14 protein-coding genes and 1 riboswitch are annotated in these 16,881 nt (G+C 47.6%); of the genes, 5 read left to right on the forward strand and 9 right to left on the reverse strand.

From position 1 onward, the window contains the following. Positions 1-139: 139 nt before the first annotated feature. From GC130_RS17610 to GC130_RS17630, 5 genes are all read left to right on the forward strand, one after another. The gene (locus GC130_RS17610; protein WP_151999658.1) at positions 140-688 is read left to right on the forward strand and encodes a YceI family protein; all 549 of its coding nucleotides are present in this window, start codon (positions 140-142) and stop codon (positions 686-688) included. A gap of 28 nt (positions 689-716) precedes the next feature. Beyond that, the gene (locus GC130_RS17615; RefSeq protein WP_151999659.1) at positions 717-2,000 is read left to right on the forward strand and encodes a hypothetical protein; all 1,284 of its coding nucleotides are present in this window, start codon (positions 717-719) and stop codon (positions 1,998-2,000) included. 26 nt (positions 2,001-2,026) lie between these two features. Then, positions 2,027-2,653, forward strand: coding sequence for a hypothetical protein (locus GC130_RS17620; RefSeq protein ID WP_151999660.1), 627 nt, complete (start codon positions 2,027-2,029; stop codon positions 2,651-2,653). 96 nt (positions 2,654-2,749) lie between these two features. Next, positions 2,750-3,775, forward strand: a complete 1,026-nt coding sequence (locus tag GC130_RS17625) for a hypothetical protein (RefSeq protein ID WP_151999661.1) — start codon at positions 2,750-2,752, stop codon at positions 3,773-3,775. A 297-nt stretch (positions 3,776-4,072) separates the two neighbouring features. Further along, positions 4,073-5,437: a sodium-dependent transporter gene (locus tag GC130_RS17630; protein WP_151999662.1), complete on the forward strand. Its 1,365-nt coding sequence runs from the start codon at positions 4,073-4,075 to the stop codon at positions 5,435-5,437. 56 nt (positions 5,438-5,493) lie between these two features. On the opposite strand, the gene GC130_RS17635 is transcribed toward GC130_RS17630, so the two are convergent. The 9 genes from GC130_RS17635 to GC130_RS17675 form a co-directional block, all read right to left on the reverse strand. After that, a complete protein-coding gene (locus tag GC130_RS17635) occupies positions 5,494-7,149 on the reverse strand; it encodes a flotillin family protein (protein ID WP_151999663.1) in 1,656 nt (551 codons plus the stop codon). 2 nt (positions 7,150-7,151) lie between these two features. Then, positions 7,152-7,742, reverse strand: a complete 591-nt coding sequence (locus GC130_RS17640) for a hypothetical protein (protein WP_151999664.1) — start codon at positions 7,740-7,742, stop codon at positions 7,152-7,154. 98 nt (positions 7,743-7,840) lie between these two features. Next, positions 7,841-9,637, reverse strand: a complete 1,797-nt coding sequence (locus GC130_RS17645; protein ID WP_151999665.1) for a 4Fe-4S binding protein — start codon at positions 9,635-9,637, stop codon at positions 7,841-7,843. A gap of 18 nt (positions 9,638-9,655) precedes the next feature. After that, complete coding sequence (locus GC130_RS17650) at positions 9,656-10,984, reverse strand: NAD(P)/FAD-dependent oxidoreductase (RefSeq protein WP_151999666.1); 1,329 nt, start codon at positions 10,982-10,984, stop codon at positions 9,656-9,658. 144 nt (positions 10,985-11,128) lie between these two features. Then, positions 11,129-12,520, reverse strand: a complete 1,392-nt coding sequence (locus GC130_RS17655) for an LA_2272 family surface repeat-containing protein (protein WP_151999667.1) — start codon at positions 12,518-12,520, stop codon at positions 11,129-11,131. Positions 12,521-12,601: 81 nt separating this feature from the next. Beyond that, positions 12,602-13,612 (reverse strand): ABC transporter ATP-binding protein, encoded by a 1,011-nt coding sequence (locus tag GC130_RS17660; protein ID WP_151999668.1) that lies wholly within the window; start codon positions 13,610-13,612, stop codon positions 12,602-12,604. After that, entirely contained in the window at positions 13,609-14,664 is a 1,056-nt protein-coding gene (locus GC130_RS17665; protein ID WP_151999669.1) for an iron ABC transporter permease, read from the reverse strand. Before GC130_RS17665 ends, GC130_RS17660 begins: the two co-directional genes overlap by 4 nt. An 8-nt stretch (positions 14,665-14,672) precedes the next feature. Next, positions 14,673-15,866, reverse strand: a complete 1,194-nt coding sequence (locus GC130_RS17670; protein ID WP_151999670.1) for an ABC transporter substrate-binding protein — start codon at positions 15,864-15,866, stop codon at positions 14,673-14,675. A 38-nt stretch (positions 15,867-15,904) separates the two neighbouring features. Beyond that, positions 15,905-16,366 carry a hypothetical protein gene (locus GC130_RS17675; protein WP_151999671.1) on the reverse strand — a complete coding sequence of 154 codons (462 nt, stop codon included), beginning with the start codon at positions 16,364-16,366 and terminating at the stop codon, positions 15,905-15,907. Between the two features lie 195 nt (positions 16,367-16,561). Beyond that, a riboswitch (cobalamin riboswitch) is annotated at positions 16,562-16,769 on the forward strand. Positions 16,770-16,881: the final 112 nt, after the last annotated feature.

A 16,881-nucleotide genomic window follows, 5' to 3' on the forward strand; every position in this document is an offset into this window, starting at 1 on the left:
ATACTTCTATTTAATTTTTCTGAAAATATTAGTGAAGGTGACGAAAGTCACCTTTTCTGTTTTGTGACGTCATACCCTCCCCTTATTCCCGCTTATACCTTAGCATCATCAAAATGTTTCACCAAAACCAATTAGAAACATGAAAACGTTGCTAACAATTACCGCCCTCGTATTTCTGACTGTAGCCGCTACAGCCGGGCAGCCATTTAAGGCAGAAAAGGGATCAAAAATTACTGTAGCTGGCACCTCAACTATGCATGACTGGACGATGGTTTCAGAAGAAATTCAGGTTGAAGCAACCATAGCTGATGGAGGAGGAACCGTTGAAGGGTTGAAACTAATCGTGCCGGTTACCACACTAAAGAGTCATAAGAGTAGCATGGATGACAATGCCTACAAGGCACTGAAGTCTGACAAGAATCCGCAGATCATTTTCAACCTGAAGACATCGCAAGCCAAAGGAGCTTCGCTTTTGCAAGGATCAGGTCAATTAACCATTGCCGGAGTAACCAAAGACATCAGTCTTGAGGGGAAACTTGAGGCTCTTGCCAATGGCAAATACAAAATCACAGGTTCCTATACTCTCGATATGGAGGCTTACCAAGTGGAACCACCCTCTTTTATGTTTGGCACAGTCAATACAGGAAAAGAGGTAACAATCTCGTATGAAATTATTCTTTCTAAATAAATCAAAAAACCAATAAATGTCCCTTATCATGAAAACGCTAAATAAATTTTTTGGGATACTGATTGTCTTAGGACTTTCCGCAACCAGCACATTGATGGCTCAGCAGCCTGACCTTCAATTCTTCAGAACAAATGACGCAAAAGGCCTGAATGTATTTGAAACCACCAAAGCCGACACAGTACCTTTTGACGGCTTAAAAGTAAGAGTAGGCGGTGATTTTGCCATCGAATTTCAGGGCATTAACCAAACAAACTCCCTGGACAGTCTTTTGGACTTGGGTACCAACTTAAACCTTCCCACAGCCAACCTGAACCTTGATGTTCAGTTGTCTGACGGTATGAGAATGCACTTGAGAACCTACCTTTCCGCCAGGCACCACAATGAGTCTTGGGTAAAGGGTGGTTACATCCAAATTGACAAGCTTGACTTTATCAAGCCAGGCTTTGCAGCCAACCTGATGAAAGTAGTAACTTTTAGAGTAGGTTTGGACGAGATCAACTTTGGTGATGCGCACTTTAGAAGAACTGACAACGCCAGGGCTTTATATAACCCTTTTGTTGGCAACTACATCATGGACTCTTTTACCACCGAGGCCTTCATCGAGGCAAATGCCCAAAGCAACGGCTTCATAGGCGTGTTGGGTATTTCTAATGGCAAGTTGAACCAGAGCGTGGTGGTTACACCTACTACCGACAACAAAATTTCCTTCTATGGTAAAGTGGGCTACGACAAGCAGGTGAACGATGACCTTCGTTTCAGACTTACCGGTAGCTGGTACATGAACAGTGGTTTATCTACAGGTTTTTACCTCTACGGTGGTGACAGAGCAGGAGATAGGTATTACAACACATTAATCTCTCTTGCTGAGGCAGCCAGTGGAGTGAATGCAACAAGTGCATATGCCAATGCCCGCTTTAACCCAAGATTCCGACAAATGACCGCTATTCAGATCAATCCATTCATTAAGTATCAGGGACTTGAGTTGTTCGGTATCTATGAAATAGTGTCTAACAGCGAAGACCAGGGAAATGGTCAATATACTCAAACAGCAGTTGAAGCAATCTACAGAATTGGCGCTGCCGAAAAGGTATTTGTCGGAGGCAGATACAACTCCGTAAGTGGAAAAGCAACAGATGCAGCCACTGCTACCCAGAAAATTAACCGGATCAACCTTGGTGGCGGATGGTTTATGACCGACAATGTGGTTGCTAAGCTAGAGTATGTTAATCAGCAGTATACTGAAGGCTGGACTGGCAAATACAACGACGCCGAGTTCAAAGGTATCATGATCGAAGCAGCCATTAGTTTCTAGTTGGTTTTTGGTAAGTTAGTTACGGAATGCCCGCCAAGCGGGCATTCCTTTCTCTTTTTGATATGAAGCTCCTCCTCACAGTAATTGGCTTTTACTCCCTCTTCTTCAGCAATGGAGACGAAAAAAGGATGGTGGCATGGGTGATTGAGCCCTCCAGCACCCTGATTATCAATGGGGCTTCCAATGTCAATCAATTCACTTGTGGAATGTCGTCGTACCAGTATGCCGACACGCTGGAGCTGTCCGAACGGACAGCCTCTTATATCAAATTTTCCCCTAACAAGCTATCGCTCCCTGTTGTCGATTTTGATTGTGCGCACAAAATGATCACCAGCGACTTCCAGGAAACCCTCCAGGCTGACATATATCCTGAAATCGGTGTGAGCTTTTTGTCATTGAACGCCGCTTCATCCATACTGCCGGGCGTTACAAGCTACGACGCCGTGATGCTCATAGAGCTCTCTGGAAGAAAAAAAGAGGTGAGTGTTCATTTCGATTTCTGGGAAAAAAGCTATAGCCTCTACAATTTGGTGGGCTCTAAAACCTTACGTTTTACGGATTTTGAGATGGTACCTCCTTCAAAAATGATGGGCCTGGTAAAGGTAGCCGATGAGCTTACCATAGATTTTAATTTGGTGATACGGCCGCTCTAGTCGAAACTTCTTATGGCTTGACTTTCAGTAATTTATCATCCTGCCATGCATTGATTTTCAGCCGCTTTTGACTATTTTCATGGAAAAGCGAGTCCTATGAAAACGAAAAGGGCAATTTTTATCCTCGGCTTGATTTTTTACCAGGCCGCAATAGCGCAAATTGGTTCGAAAGTAAAAGAACAGACAACTCAGGGGCTGCAAGGCACCTGGGTTAACACCGAATTTGGTTACACAATTTCTTTGCGACTGCTCAGCAATGGTTCGGGAGAGTTTGACGGTGAATCTGTTACCTACACAGCAAGCGAAAACGCTTTAACGATCAAATTTGCCGCCGAAGTAGTGACCTATCAGTATAGCCTGATGGGTGATCAGTTAACACTTTCCGGGGGCGATTTGGATGCGGCAATCACATTTGGAAAAAACGGAGCCGAAAGGCAGGCTTCTGCCAGTACACTGCCTACTCAGGCTGGCGACTCTCCAGCGGGCTCAATCGTAGGCAAGTGGGAAAGCCAGGGGCAAGTGCTCGACTTCATGGCCAACGGCAAGGTAGTGATCGACGGCAATTCCTTCGACTACCAAACACAGGGTGCCACTGTGACACTTTCGACGCCGCAAGGTGCGGTGCAGTTTCAGTACCAGTTGCGAGGAAATACTTTGACATTGACTGGCCCTGGAGGAAGCCTTGTCTACAACAAATTTGATGGGAATATGCCGCCAGCCGGGCAGGCTGGAGTCTCCACAAGCTCGGGTTCCGCTCTTGCCGAACTCTCAGGGAAATGGTGCTACGTGAATGTAACCAGCACAGGGTCAGGTGGCTGGACTACCGACGAGTGTATCATTCTAAATGCAAACGGTACCTACGAATACTATAGTGAAAATTCGGGCAGTGCAACGGTGACCAATCAATATGGAACGCAGATAGCCACAGGTGGAACAAGTTCGCAGACTTCCGATGCAGGCACGTGGAGCTTGCAGGGAAATACGTTAGTCGCTAGTTCTAAATCAGGGGGCAGCCAATCATTTGCGTTCGAGAAGCGGAATCATCCCAAAAATGGAGATCCAATGATTGTGCTTAACGGCCGTACGTATGTGACTTTTTACCAGAAACCACCTTGGCGGTAAAGCGGTTTATCTTAGAAAACGTTGAAAAAAGTACCGAGCCAGCCAAGTATAACGCTAAATAGAAAAAGTAGTAGTAGAGTAATCATAATGCTAATTACGTGTTTTTTGCGAAAAGGATGCTAAAACTTTAGCTGTATGGACATTTAACACCATTTCTTTGCTGTCGCTTTGACTTCATTTTGTGATCCGAGGTTACATTCCTTTGTCGACTTTTTTCACCGCCGCTAGTGGAATAAGACCAGCCATATATGGTGACATACGATTTTCCCTTTATTTTCGAAGGTCAAATAAACAACTATGGCTAGAGATAACTGGGGAAGTAAGTTTGGTTTTGTAATGGCCGCTGCCGGCTCCGCTGTGGGCTTAGGCAACATTTGGAGATTCCCTTACCTGACAGGAGAGAATGGTGGCGGCGCCTTTGTATTTGTCTACTTTATCTGCATCCTTTTAGTGGGAGCTCCATTGCTATTCAATGAAATGGGACTTGGTCGCTTTTCCCGAAAAAACCCTGTTGGTGCCTTTCAGGAAACGGGAGGAAGTAAGTTGTGGATATTTGGTGGAGGAATTTTGTCGCTTTGTGTGAGCTTTTTTGTGCTTTCATATTACGGAGTAATTGCCGGCTGGACAATTGGGTACATGTACACAGCCTTGTTCGACATACCGCTGGATTTTGATGTTTTCCGGGCTAATCCGGTGGCAATTTTACCACTCTTTGGCATATTCATGGCTGCGTCTACGCTAATCGTTTTGGGGGGCATAAGTGGAGGCATTGAAAAGGCAGCCAAGATCATGATGCCTGTGCTGTTTATTTTGTTGATTGTTGTAATTATTCGGAGCGTAACGCTTCCCGGGGCCATGGCGGGCATTGAGTACTACCTTGTTCCCGACTTCAGCAAAATCGGAGGAGGAACTATTCTGGCCGCTCTCGGCCAGGCCTTTTTCTCCATGAGTATCGGCTGGGGAATGATGATTACGTACGGTTCCTACCTGCCAAAAGACAGTAACATCGTGAGCTCGGGTCTTTGGGTTGGTATCATGGACACAGGCGTTGCGCTGCTGGGTGGATTAATGATTTTTCCGGCGGTTTTCGCATTCGGTATGCAGCCGGATCAGGGCCCCACTTTGGTTTTTCAGATACTACCAGTGATTTTCGAGTCATTACCTGCTGGCGGCAATATCATTGGCGCTTTTTTCTTTCTTCTGCTTTGCCTGGCTGCTCTTACGTCTTCCATAGCAATGATTGAAGTACCGGCTTCCTTTTTCATAGACAACAAAAACTGGAGCCGGAAAAAAGCTGCCTGGGTAGTAGGGATTGCCGCCACAGTAGTAGGGCTGCCATCTGCACTCTCCAGTGGTGGGGCCGACATATTCACCAATGTTTCCATCACAGTATTTGGCAACACCTATGCTGGTGTAATGGACATCATGGACTTCTTCTTTGGCACGTTCTTCATTGTGATCGTGGCGTTGATGACCTGTCTTTACACTGGTTGGGTCATGGACATCACCAAGATTTCGGATGAAATTGCTGAGGGTGCTCCATTTTTCAAGAAAGAGCTAGTGGCGGGCATCACTCCGGCAGCCATTTGGCGATTCTTTATTCGCTTTGTGTGCCCGGCGGTTATCGGATTGGTGCTGATTAATATGATGGGGATATTCTAAAACAAAAGAGTGCTCCGGGAAGTGCTAATGAACAGCCTTCCCGGAGCGCTGGATTTCTACTTCTTAGGCGCTGGGCCTGGTCCTTTCTTAGGATCATCTTTTCCCTTTGCTGGTTGCGACGGCTTTGTTTCAGTAGGTTTTTCTTCCTTCTTCTCTGAGGTCGTTTCCTTTACTTCCGTTGCGGCTACCTTTTTCGCTGCTTCGCCCAAATAGGCTGGTAGCTCAAGGCCGGCCATCTCAAAAATCTCTTTCAGTGGAGGCACCGACTGGTACATGCCCGAAAGGAAGTTGGCTGTCGACGTCTTGCCGTCTTTGCCAGTGCCCGAATCCCAAACGGTGATTTTCTCGATCTGGATATTCTTGATGGCTTCCGACTGTAGCCTTACCAGCTCAGGTAGTTTTTCAGCAATGATAAGCATCGCTGCATCTTTCGAACTGTTGCCGGCAGCGTTCACTATTTGCTTCAACCCTTCAGCCTGCTTGGTCAGCACTTCATAAATACCCCTGGCCTCCGCCTCTCGCCTCATAATGATTGAATCGGCCTCACCTTTGGCACGTCGTCTGATCATTTCGGCTTCAGCCTCGGCGGCAATCTCTACTTTGAGCTTGTCGATTTCTGCTGGCACCACAATATTGGCCGTTTGGCTGGCTTTGTCTCTTTGGGCTCTGGCGTTTTCCGCTGCTTGCTCGGCTGCATACGATTCTTCCAGGGCTTTGGCTTGCTTCACCTTTTCAGCCGCCATGGCTTTTCTGAGCGCCTCAGCTTCTTTTTCTCTTCTATCGGCTTCAGAGTTGGCTATATCAATTTTGGCCTTGTTCTCGCCTTCAACTGCCCTTGCATTGGCTTCCGAAGTCTGGATTCTTTCTGTCTTTTGCGCTTCGGCCTCGCCAATATTGGCTTTTGCCAAAGCTTCCGACTCGCCCACTTTAGCGCTGGAGTCGGCATTGGCAATTTGGATCCGTTCTTTTTGTGCTGCATTGGCCTCACCAATTTTTGCAAGAGCATTGGCATCGGCCACCTGCACCCGCTGATCCTGGTGCGCCATCGCTTCTCCGATCGAACCATCTCTGGTTTTTTCGGCCACGCTTTTTCGGGCGTCGTTAATAGCCTTGGCGGCCGCTTCTTTTCCAAGCGCCTCTATGTAGCCCGACTCATCCTTGATATCTGTTACGTTTACGTTGATGAGCTTAAGGCCAATTTTCTTTAGTTCTGCTTCCACATTACTGGCCACGTTCGCCAGGAACTTGTCACGGTTGCTGTTGATCTCCTCAATGTCCATCATGGCCACTACAAGCCTCAGCTGACCAAAAATGATGTCTTTGGCAAGGTCATGAATATGGTCTTTGGTTAACCCGAGCAGTCTTTCAGCTGCATTTTCCATCACGCCCGTTTCTGTAGAGATACCCACAGTAAAGCGGGAAGGCACGTCAACCCGAATGTTTTGCTTGCTGAGTGCGTTGGTAAGGTTCACCTCTATCGAATTAGGGGTGAGGTCGAGAAAGGCGTAGTCCTGGAACACAGGCCACACAAACGCAGCACCACCGTGGATACACTTGGAGGAGCTATGGCCGTCGGTACCGCCGCCCACTTTTCCGTAGACAACCATTACCCTGTCGGAGGGGCATCGCTTGTAGCGACTAAAAAATGTGATAAGGATGATAAAAATAAAGAGGGCCACAATGGCCACTACGGGTAATGCGAATACGCTCATATTCAGCTAAAGTTTGCGGTAACTAAGAGTAGATTATTGTCTATAACATCACTGACTTTCACCACTTTGCCCGTTTTAATATCGGTCTCATCGTCGGTGATGGCCTCCAGGGTTCTCAGCGAACCCTGTACTTTTATCTGGATTTGGCCTATGCTGTTTCGCTTTGAGGCAATAGTAAGGTACACCTCACCCAGTTTTCCTTTTGCATTGCTCATTTTCAGGTTGCCGCTTTCGTCAGCCTTTGAAAGAAAATAAAAGATGCTGGCCATAATTAACATCATTGCCAGCCCGGCGACCGAGGAGGCTACCAATGACCAGCCATCCGACAGGCCGCTATCCAGGCAGGCTATACCCGTCCATGAAAAAATGGAGAAGAAGGCCACAAGGTTTTTCAACGTAAGGAACTGAAAAGGAATACCGGTGTCGCCGTCTATTTCTGCATCGGTAGACAGATCGTCGCCCATATCGCCACCGCCAATGAGGGTCATCAGCATCTGCAACAGGAAAAAAAGAGTGAATGGAACTGCCAGCGACCAGTATATTTTCTGCAGCAGGGTAAGGGTTTCCCACCAATTGGTGTATTGCTCAATCATTCTTTTTGAACCTTAGGGTTGAAACGTTCAGTAAAATACGAAGTGTTGAGAAATTTCCTATTATGAAAAGAGAATAAAGAAAGTATTGGAAGCAAGATTTATGCTTCCACTTTAATGCTGTCGTTACCAATCAATATGGGCTGACCAAACCTCCCTTCTTCGTCTCTGTTCTCCAGGTTGAGTACGCCACGTGGGCAAACTGATGAGCAAACGCCGCAGCCTACGCACGATGAGCGAACGATGTTTTGGCCTCTCTGGGCATACCAGCGCACATCTATTCCCATTTCGCAATAGGTGGAGCAGTTGCCGCAGCTGATGCACTGACCACCGTTGGTAGTAATGCGGAAGCGGCTTTTGAAGCGCTGCACAATGCCAAGATAGGCAGCCAGCGGACAGCCAAACCGGCACCACACCCTATTGCCCATCAAAGGATAAAAACCAGTGCCCACCACGCCAGCGAAGCCAGCACCGATGTAAACACCATACACTTCTCTGAGTGTGTAGCTGTCGATCACACCCAGCCAGGAGTTGCCCGACCAATAGGTGTACAGTACGCCGCCAGTCATCACAACAGAAAAGGCCAGCACTGCATGGATCATCCATCTTTCGATTTTCCATGCCTTCAATGATTTATCGGAAAGCTGACGGAAGGGGTCGCCCAAAGTTTCGGCCAATCCACCACAGCCGCACACCCAGGAACAGTACCATCTTTTGCCAAAGAAGTATACAAAAACTGGCACAGCAATGATGATCAACGCAATGCCCCAGCCCAGCATAAAGATGCCCAGGCTGCCTGAAGAGATAAGCTGGTTGAGCTCATTGTCAAAGAAGAAGTCGTAGTCGAGCGGCCAGATGTTTTTAAAGTCGAAATAGGGTTGGTTAAGCCTTAGGAGTATTTCGGGAATAAGGAAAGCGAAAGCTGTTTGAAAGAACATCACAGAAATCGTCCGCATAATCTGATATTTGCTATGGCGGTATTTAATGAACATCCGTACCCCCATTACAAGGATGCAAAGCGTGTAAATAAAACCATAAAGGAAAAAACGGCTGGCGTCACTGTTCTTTAGTAGCTGACTCACTGGATCGACCATGATGATCCATTCAGTCATGTACTCGGGGAAGAAATACAAAATGATATAGAAGACAATAAGAAAGCTGCCAAGCATGATGCCGAGCCAGCCTTTGTTTTTCAAAGCACTGTGGAAGATGCCATTGTTCTTAATGCCAGCCGGGCCATCAAGTTTGTTCTTAGGTAGCAAATACATCATTGCCCCAATAATTGGTAGCAGGTAACAAAGGGCCAAAAAGAGGCCCGGACTGGATTTGATTGGCCCGTGAGAGGCAAGTTTGGTAGCCTCGTACCTGATATCTCTGGCTTTGTAGCGGTCGATACCTACCTCACTGATAATGCCATAATCGTTGATCGTGTTGGCCACTGACATCAGATCTTTCTTCAGCGCTTCTCTGGAATCATATTTTCTCCCCTCCAGCCAGTTGCCGTACTCCTCCATTTTTCGTCTCTTGAAAATAGTGCTGGTGTTGATCTTCGGGTAGATGTAGTTCAGCATTTCAAGGGAGAAAGTGTAGGGAGGAGGGCCCAGCTCGCTAATCAATAGATTTATCTCTGATTCCTTGAGGGCAAAGAGCATCATTTGCTGCCTGTTGTAGGTGTTGATGCCTTTTTGGATGGTGCCGACAAACCCGAAATTCGTGCTGTATTCTGTGTCGACTATCTCCGGCGTGAAAGTGAGGATACCTTGGGTCTTTCCCTCGTGAGCAACAACTTTGTCAAAGTCACTCCTCGAAATTTTGTAGTCAGCCATAAAGAAGCTGGCCAGAAAAAGGCCAAAGCCAAGTATGAAAAGTGCCAGCCCGGTTAGTTGTATTGCTCTCATCTCTTTCTTCCTCTTGCTTTAGAAAATACCAAACAGCTTTTTCTTCCTTTTCTTTTCGATTTCGAAATAAGGGAACTGCGTCGAAAATGCCGCTCTGATCTCCTGCTCACAGGTATCAAAAAACTCCGGATCAAAATTGGCCTTCTCGAGTTCGTTTATCACTCTATCTACTTTTGTTTTCTGCCTGATCCAGCCGTCCCAAACTTCGTGTCGCTGCCGGATGCCCATGGCATTCATGCCGAGCACAGTGCCGGTTGCCTGATCAAAATTAATTCTGATGCCCTTTTTCCCGGCAGCATGCTCCCACCAAAATGAGTCTACTCCTTCAGAAGCAATGGCGGGCACTGAACCATAGGTCTGATACTCGATATCAAGGAACTTGGCAGAATTGAACCAAATTCCAGGCACATACCTGGTTGGTTTATCAGTCAGGGTCAGAGCAAGCGTTTCTCCCATCATGCGGCCTGTGTACCACACCTGCTCTATGGCTTTCCGGTGAGGTAGCGGGTTTCGTAGTTCCGCACAGTCGCCAATGGCATAAACATCAGGCAAATTGGTCTGTAGATGGTCATCGACCAGAATGCCACGCTTGGTTTCGACGCCGAACGACTTGGCCAGGTCAATATTGGCATGCACACCGGCAGTCAGTCCTACTACCTGGCAGGGTATTTCCTCACCAGTACTGGTAATGATGGCAGAAGCTTTCCCATCAGGCCCTGCTTTTATCTCCTTCAACTCAGTGTCCAGCCGGAGGTCAATATGATGCTCAACAATGTGCCTGTTGATCATGGCCGACTCTTCCGCTGGCAAAACCAAATCCCAAAAGCTTTTTTCTCGTACCAGAAAGGTCACAGGAATCTTTCGTGACGCCAGCATTTCCGCCAACTCAATGCCGATGAGTCCACCACCAACAATGACTGCTCTTTTGCAATTCCCGGTGTTTTTCTCGAGCGTCTCCAAATCCTGATAGGAGTAGAGCCCCTGCACACCGGGTAAGTCCTGCCCGGGCCAGCCAAACTTGTTGGGCTGTGAGCCAGTCGCCAATACTAGCTTATCGTACTTAATTTTTTTACCGGACTTCAATTGGAGGGATTTTGCCCCGGTTTCGATGCCAGTAACAAAATCGAACACCAGGTCAATCTTGTTCTTTTCCCAAAACCAGTCCTCGTAGGGTTTGGTGTGTTCGTACTTCATGTGTCCCATGTAGATATACATGAGGGCTGTTCTGCTGAAGAAGTGTTCCGTTTCCCCCGAAATGACGGTAATCTGATCACCTCCTTGCTTTCTCACATGCCGGGCACAGGTAATGCCAGCGATTCCATTTCCAATAATGACGATGTGTGCCATAAGTATGCTCCAAACTTAGCTAGCAGACCGCAATTGCTTTGTCTTAGCAGCGACCGAACCAGACAGTGAAGATACAAAAGCAACGATTAGTTGTAACGTTCGATGCTTTTAACTCGATCAATTGTTTATTTGGATGGAGTAACTTTAGAAGTGCAAACCAAAGCTATACCCGGGCCAGTACTGTACGTTCAGGCTTTCTTCCCTTGTTTTGAACACCTCCTGGCCAATGTTCAGGTCTTGCCCTTCGTGGAAATAGGCGTTGAACGATAGTCCAATAAACAAATGAGGCCCCCTTTTTTTCCTTCTCAAGCCAAATTCCGCATGAATTTTATGTAACAGGCTGAGCCTGGGGTCAAAATTCTTGGTTCGGTTGAGGTAAAGCGTTCGTATGCCCGCACTTAAAAACCAGCGGGCATTTATTGTATCGGCCCCTATCATAGAGTGCTTGTTGTAAAACACCTTCATGAATCCATAGCCCAGTCCCCACTTTACCTGGTTTCTGAAGCCGTCGAAAGGATTGTATGCGAATATGAGTGCATTTTGATTGACTACTTTGAACCGCCCCGTAAAGGGCATTTGTGAAGGTGTGTAAGTGCAGTTTTGACAGTTGCCCGTGGTGCGTTCCAGCACAGTTGCAAACAGCTCGTCGGTGAAAAGCCGGGTGTGTACACCGCTGGATCCAAAGTTAAGAGGCCCCACCTGCGTGCCGTACGTGGGCACGGAAGAGCCCTGGTAAGGACTCGGCTTAAAGATGTTGATCAAACCTATTTGCGTGCCGTGCACTTTCCTGGCTATGTTGATGAGGCCAAACTGCGTTCCGTCCATTTCGCTTGAAACATTCACCAGGCCGAGTTGAAAGCCCCGGTCGGGGCCCGGCGGGGAAGAGTTTTTGCCTTCCATTTGTACTGCCCGGTTGATGGTACCCAACTGCAAGCCACTAAGTTCGCCATAAGTGTAGTTGAACAACAGGGAAGCCTGGCTGCCGGTCATGCCACGAATAGCAATATTATAGAGCCCAGCCATTTGCACTCCGAAAACTTGTTTGCCAGCCATATTCCCCAGCCCAGCCAACTGAAAGCCGTGCACGTAGCCATTGTTGAAGTTGAACCCGCCTGTTAGCTGGATGCCTTCGACGTTGTTTCTGACAAAATTGAGGAGCCCGGAAAACTGGATGCCCTTTAAGTTGCAGGAAAAACCTTCGTTGACAATGGAGAGCTCTTCGCCATCTGTCAGATTAAAGTAAGCCTGGCTTCCGATAACGTTGGCCAGCCCTGCTATCTGGATGCCAGTGCTTGAGTTGGTGTTGATATTTGAAATGCCGCCCAGTTCAAAGTGGTGGCTGCCCGCCGACAAGCCACCGAACAGGTTAAGGGAAAATTTATTGAAATAGAAGCCACTTTCCAGTCCGTTCGTGCCTATGCCCGAAAAAAAGGAGAGCTGGAATGTTCTTTCCTTGTACCTGCTTTTAGCCGGTTGACTAAGCAGATCGCCGTAGACTGCACAAATAGTGAGCAGCAAAAAAATTACTCTATTCAAAACTTTATCCTTTACCTGTTTAACCTTCAGATAAAGGACGACCGTAGGCCGAGAGAATTACAGTGGAGATGAAAATGGGCCTTACTTGCCCTTGTGCCCTGGCAGAAAGTTGAGGAGGCTTTCGAGGGAGAGGAATCTTTGGTCTGCTACCACCCAACTGGTGGCATTTCCCTCAGTTTCAATGGTGAGTTTAATTGTTGCATTCGCATCGCCAGGCAAATAGCCATGCCTTTCCAGTGCCCGTTTTGTCCAGTTATGGGCCTGTGAATTTCCAAATAAAGAAAACGTTTTGCCTTCTTTTGTCGGCAACAGCACTCTGCCATTTAGCAGATCAAACCCAAACCCTTCGTGGTACAGGCTTTCTTCTAACTGCCCGTTTAGTGCCAAATCCTCAGGCAGTCCCTCAACCAAAGGGCTATTGAAATTGGTCAGCCAAAGTCTGTCAGCAAACTCCATCGCCAGGTGGAAATCATGTGTGGATACCACAATAGCTTTTTCTTTTTCAAGAGCAAGTTGTCTAAGTAGCATAAATATTTCGACACTGTTGTTCAGATCGAGAAACGCCGTGGGCTCATCGAGGATCATCAAGTCGCCGTCTTGCGCCACCGCTCTGGCTATCATAGCTTTCTGGTACTGGCCGTCACTCAGTTCGCCTACTTTTTTATTCAGTAGGTAGTTGATTTTGGTGAGAGCGACAGCCTCATTCACGGCTGCCCTGTCTTCTTTTGAAAGCAAGCCGAGCCAGTTGGTATAAGGATGGCGGCCCAGTGCCACCAACTCTTCAACAGAAAGGTTCCCGCCGCCCACCTTTTCAGTGAGCACCAGGCTAACCTTTGTGGCAAGCTCCTGGATGCTGTATGCTTGAACAGGCTGATTGACAAGAAGAACCTCGCCAGACAGGGGAGGCTGCAATCCGGCGATTGTTCGCAGCAGCGTTGACTTTCCGACACCATTTTGTCCCAGCAAGCAAACCACCTCACCCGGATTGATATCCAGGTTGATGTCTTTCAAAAGCGGGGTAGGGTGGCCTTTTACGAAGTAGCCGACACTCAAATGCCGCAATTTCATCACCGCTTTGTTGTTAACGATCATAACGAGTACCTCAGGTTTCGTTTGCTCACAATGATCCAGATAACGATGGGGCCACCAATCAGAGAAGTCACGGCATTGATGGGTAGCAACTGCGATGTGCCCGGGAGCTGAGCAATTAAGTCGCAAAAAAGCATTGTGCCTGCGCCCATCAGGCAGACCAGCGGAATAAGCAGCAGGTGGTTCGAAGTCGGAAACAGCATGCGAACCATATGTGGCACGGCAATGCCAATAAAGGCAATAGGCCCGCAAAAAGCAGTGACACTACCCGCCAGCAGGCAGGTGCTGATAATGATAGTGAGCCGGGCTCGCTTGATGTTGAGCCCCATGCTTCGGGCGTACTGCTCACCAAGCAAGAGCATATTGAGTTGCTTGGCCGAGGCAAAAGAGAGCAACAGACCAATTATGATTACAGGCGCAAAGATTTGCATTTCCTCCCAACTAAGTCCGCCTAGACTTCCGAATGACCAAAGCATATAAGCCTGGATGTCTTCGGCCTGGCTGAAGTATTGCATGATGCTGACGAGGGCTCCCGTGGTGCTGCTAAACATCAGTCCCACGATGAGGAGGCTCATGGCGTCACGCAGTGAGCGGGCCACGGAGATAACGGCTATCATGACAAGAATGGCTCCGAGCGCTGCGGCAAGTACCTGAGCACTGGCAAAAAGCTGCCCACCCAGCTGATGAAGCCCCAACGAAGCTCCGCCCAGAATGAGCAAGGCGGCACCAAGGCTGGCGCCGGAGCTAATGCCAAGCACAAATGGCCCGGCCAAAGGATTCCGGAAGAAGGTCTGCATTTGCAGCCCGCTGATGCCTAAAGCGGCGCCAACTAATATCGCTGTCAATGCCTTAGGCAGCCTGAAGTTGACGATAATTTCCTGCCAGGCTTCATTTTGACTGGTAAAGCCAGATACGATTTTCAGTGCGTCAAATGCCGGGATTACTACCGACCCCAGGGCCAGGCTGAGAAGGAAAAGCATGAAAATCACAAGACTGAGAAGCACGAAATACTTCCACCATTGCTTCCACGACTGTTGGATGAAATCCCTAAGCATGGCACAGATTAGGGTAATTTTCTGTAAAAATAAAGTTTGTGGTCGGGTAGGAGCTCAGGATGCATAATATGTATCAGGTCGGCTAGCACAATATCCGGCCTGCTATATCCCTCCTCCAGATAGTTATTTCCACCCTTTTTGTTCAACTGATTGTCGTAGTTGTAAACGGCGCTGTTTTTCCAGGCACTAAACAAACCGTACCTGCTTTCTTGCGCCTTCATTTCCTGCAGCGTCGTGAAGGAGGCCACTCCAAACCAGTAATCGGCTTTCAAACCCTTTTCAAACACAGACTCAAAACTTAACTCAAGCCATCCATTTTCGTCTGTTTCTTTCCACAGGTAGTTACCCCCTGCGTCCTCAAAAAAAGCCGCTCCGTAGTTTTTGCCTCCAGGAAGAAACCATGTGTCTCCATAGACCACGCCCGTCAGCACGGTTGGCTTTGCTTCGGCTTTCTGCGCTTCGGCTTTTAGTTCCAGATAGTTTTGTTCTATCACGTTGAAAATAGAATCGGCCTCGTCAAGTTTGTTAAAGAAAGCAGCCGTGAACTTGATCCATTCTGCTCGGCCAAGAGGCGTCGTTTCCAGGTAATCGGCATTGTATAACATGTCGATGCCAGCTTGCTCCAGCCTTTCGTCAGTTGATCGGTCGTTCCCCATGGAAAAGGTAAACAATGCTTCTGGCTTCAGGTTGAGGCACGACTCAAAGTTGACGCCGGCACCGTCCCCAATTTCGACCAGCTCACCACTTTCGAGCCTGCTCTGGAAAACCTTGGAGTACACATAGTCTGCATTGGCGAAGCCCTTCAGACTGTACACTTCGCCAATGGCTGAAAAATGAGGAAGGTGGGTAGTGCTGGTGGCTGCCACCTTGGTAAGCGGCACTTTCACAATTGTGTAGCCTTCAAAAGCGGTGTGTGCATCGCTTTTTTTGTCAACCAAAGCATACCTTATCGCCTTACCGGCACCCTTCCACGGCTGCTTCACCACCACTTCTGTCCAATCTGAGTGCCTGGCAATGACAAGCCCGCTTGCATACTTTATGTAAGAGGCCTGACCTGGATGGTCAGTTGCCGTTTCAGCCTTTTTTTGTTGGCAGGAGAACGTAAGCCCCGCTAAAAGGGAGACGAAAAGAAGTGTTTTGTTGAACATGGTGCGGCAAAAATAAAACAATCCGCCCCTTTTGGGAACGGATTGCATTTTCATTTCGATTATGTGCTTTGCCCGTCGGGCAGCGGAGCTTTTTATCTGATCTTATTGCCTCCCGCCAGCATAGTGGCATATTCTTTTATTTCTTCGTAAGTATCCTTTTCAAGTACCGCTTTTGCGTCGCCAGACTTAGGTGGGTTGTACACGCCTTTGGATTCCCACCACTGTAGCGCATGTTTCTTGGCTTCGTTGGTATCCACCTCGAACTGCTTTATGCAAGTGTCGCATACAAGCCAGGTCTGGTCTTTTTCAGCCGTTTTTTCAAAAATGATCCCTCTCATTTTTGTAGCATTGGCATCTTTCTGCTTAAAATGAGCAGTAGTATACCCAAGCGTTTCGGGCTCGACCATCTTATGATCCCAATATTCCTTTGAGCTAACTACCTCAGAGGTAGTAAGTGCATATCCTTCATTGTACTCCAGAAGGGTTTTGCAAATTTTGCACTGTGAAACAGGAGTTTTTTCCTTTTTACCAAATAGCTTTCCAATAAACGACATCGTAGTATTTTATAATTCTAGTTTTCGACCTAAACCAATGTAAGGACGCTTTAACTGGGGTTGAGGTTGCGTGCGCAGCTCAAATTTCTTCCAAATATACCCTCAACTGGCATAAAGGTTACTTGAAAAGGTATTAAAAAGTGTTAAATCGGAGAATTTTTACAGAATCGTTTTAACATCATTACAATTATTGCGTATTTCGCAGCGACCGTTGGTTTCTGCCTCAACTCATCAGCAGTAGTAGCAGAATTAAAAGGGAACCCCGTTAAAATCGGGGGCTGTCCCCGCAACTGTAAGCCTACAAAGGCCTCTATCAAATAGTCACTGTTCCGATAAACCGGGGTGGGAAGGCGATAGACGGGCCAGGCGAGCCAGGAGACCTGCCATAGTCAAACAATTCAAAGCTTTCGGGTGAAAAGCGGCGGATGATCTGAAGAGGCCGTGTTCCGGCTTCACATTTCATTCCACCTTATTCCCTCTACAGCTTTGAGTTAAGTTAACAAACTGGGCTTGCC

The sequence above is a fragment of the Imperialibacter sp. EC-SDR9 genome (assembly GCF_902498805.1).
Classification (GTDB): Bacteria; Bacteroidota; Bacteroidia; order Cytophagales; family Cyclobacteriaceae; genus Imperialibacter.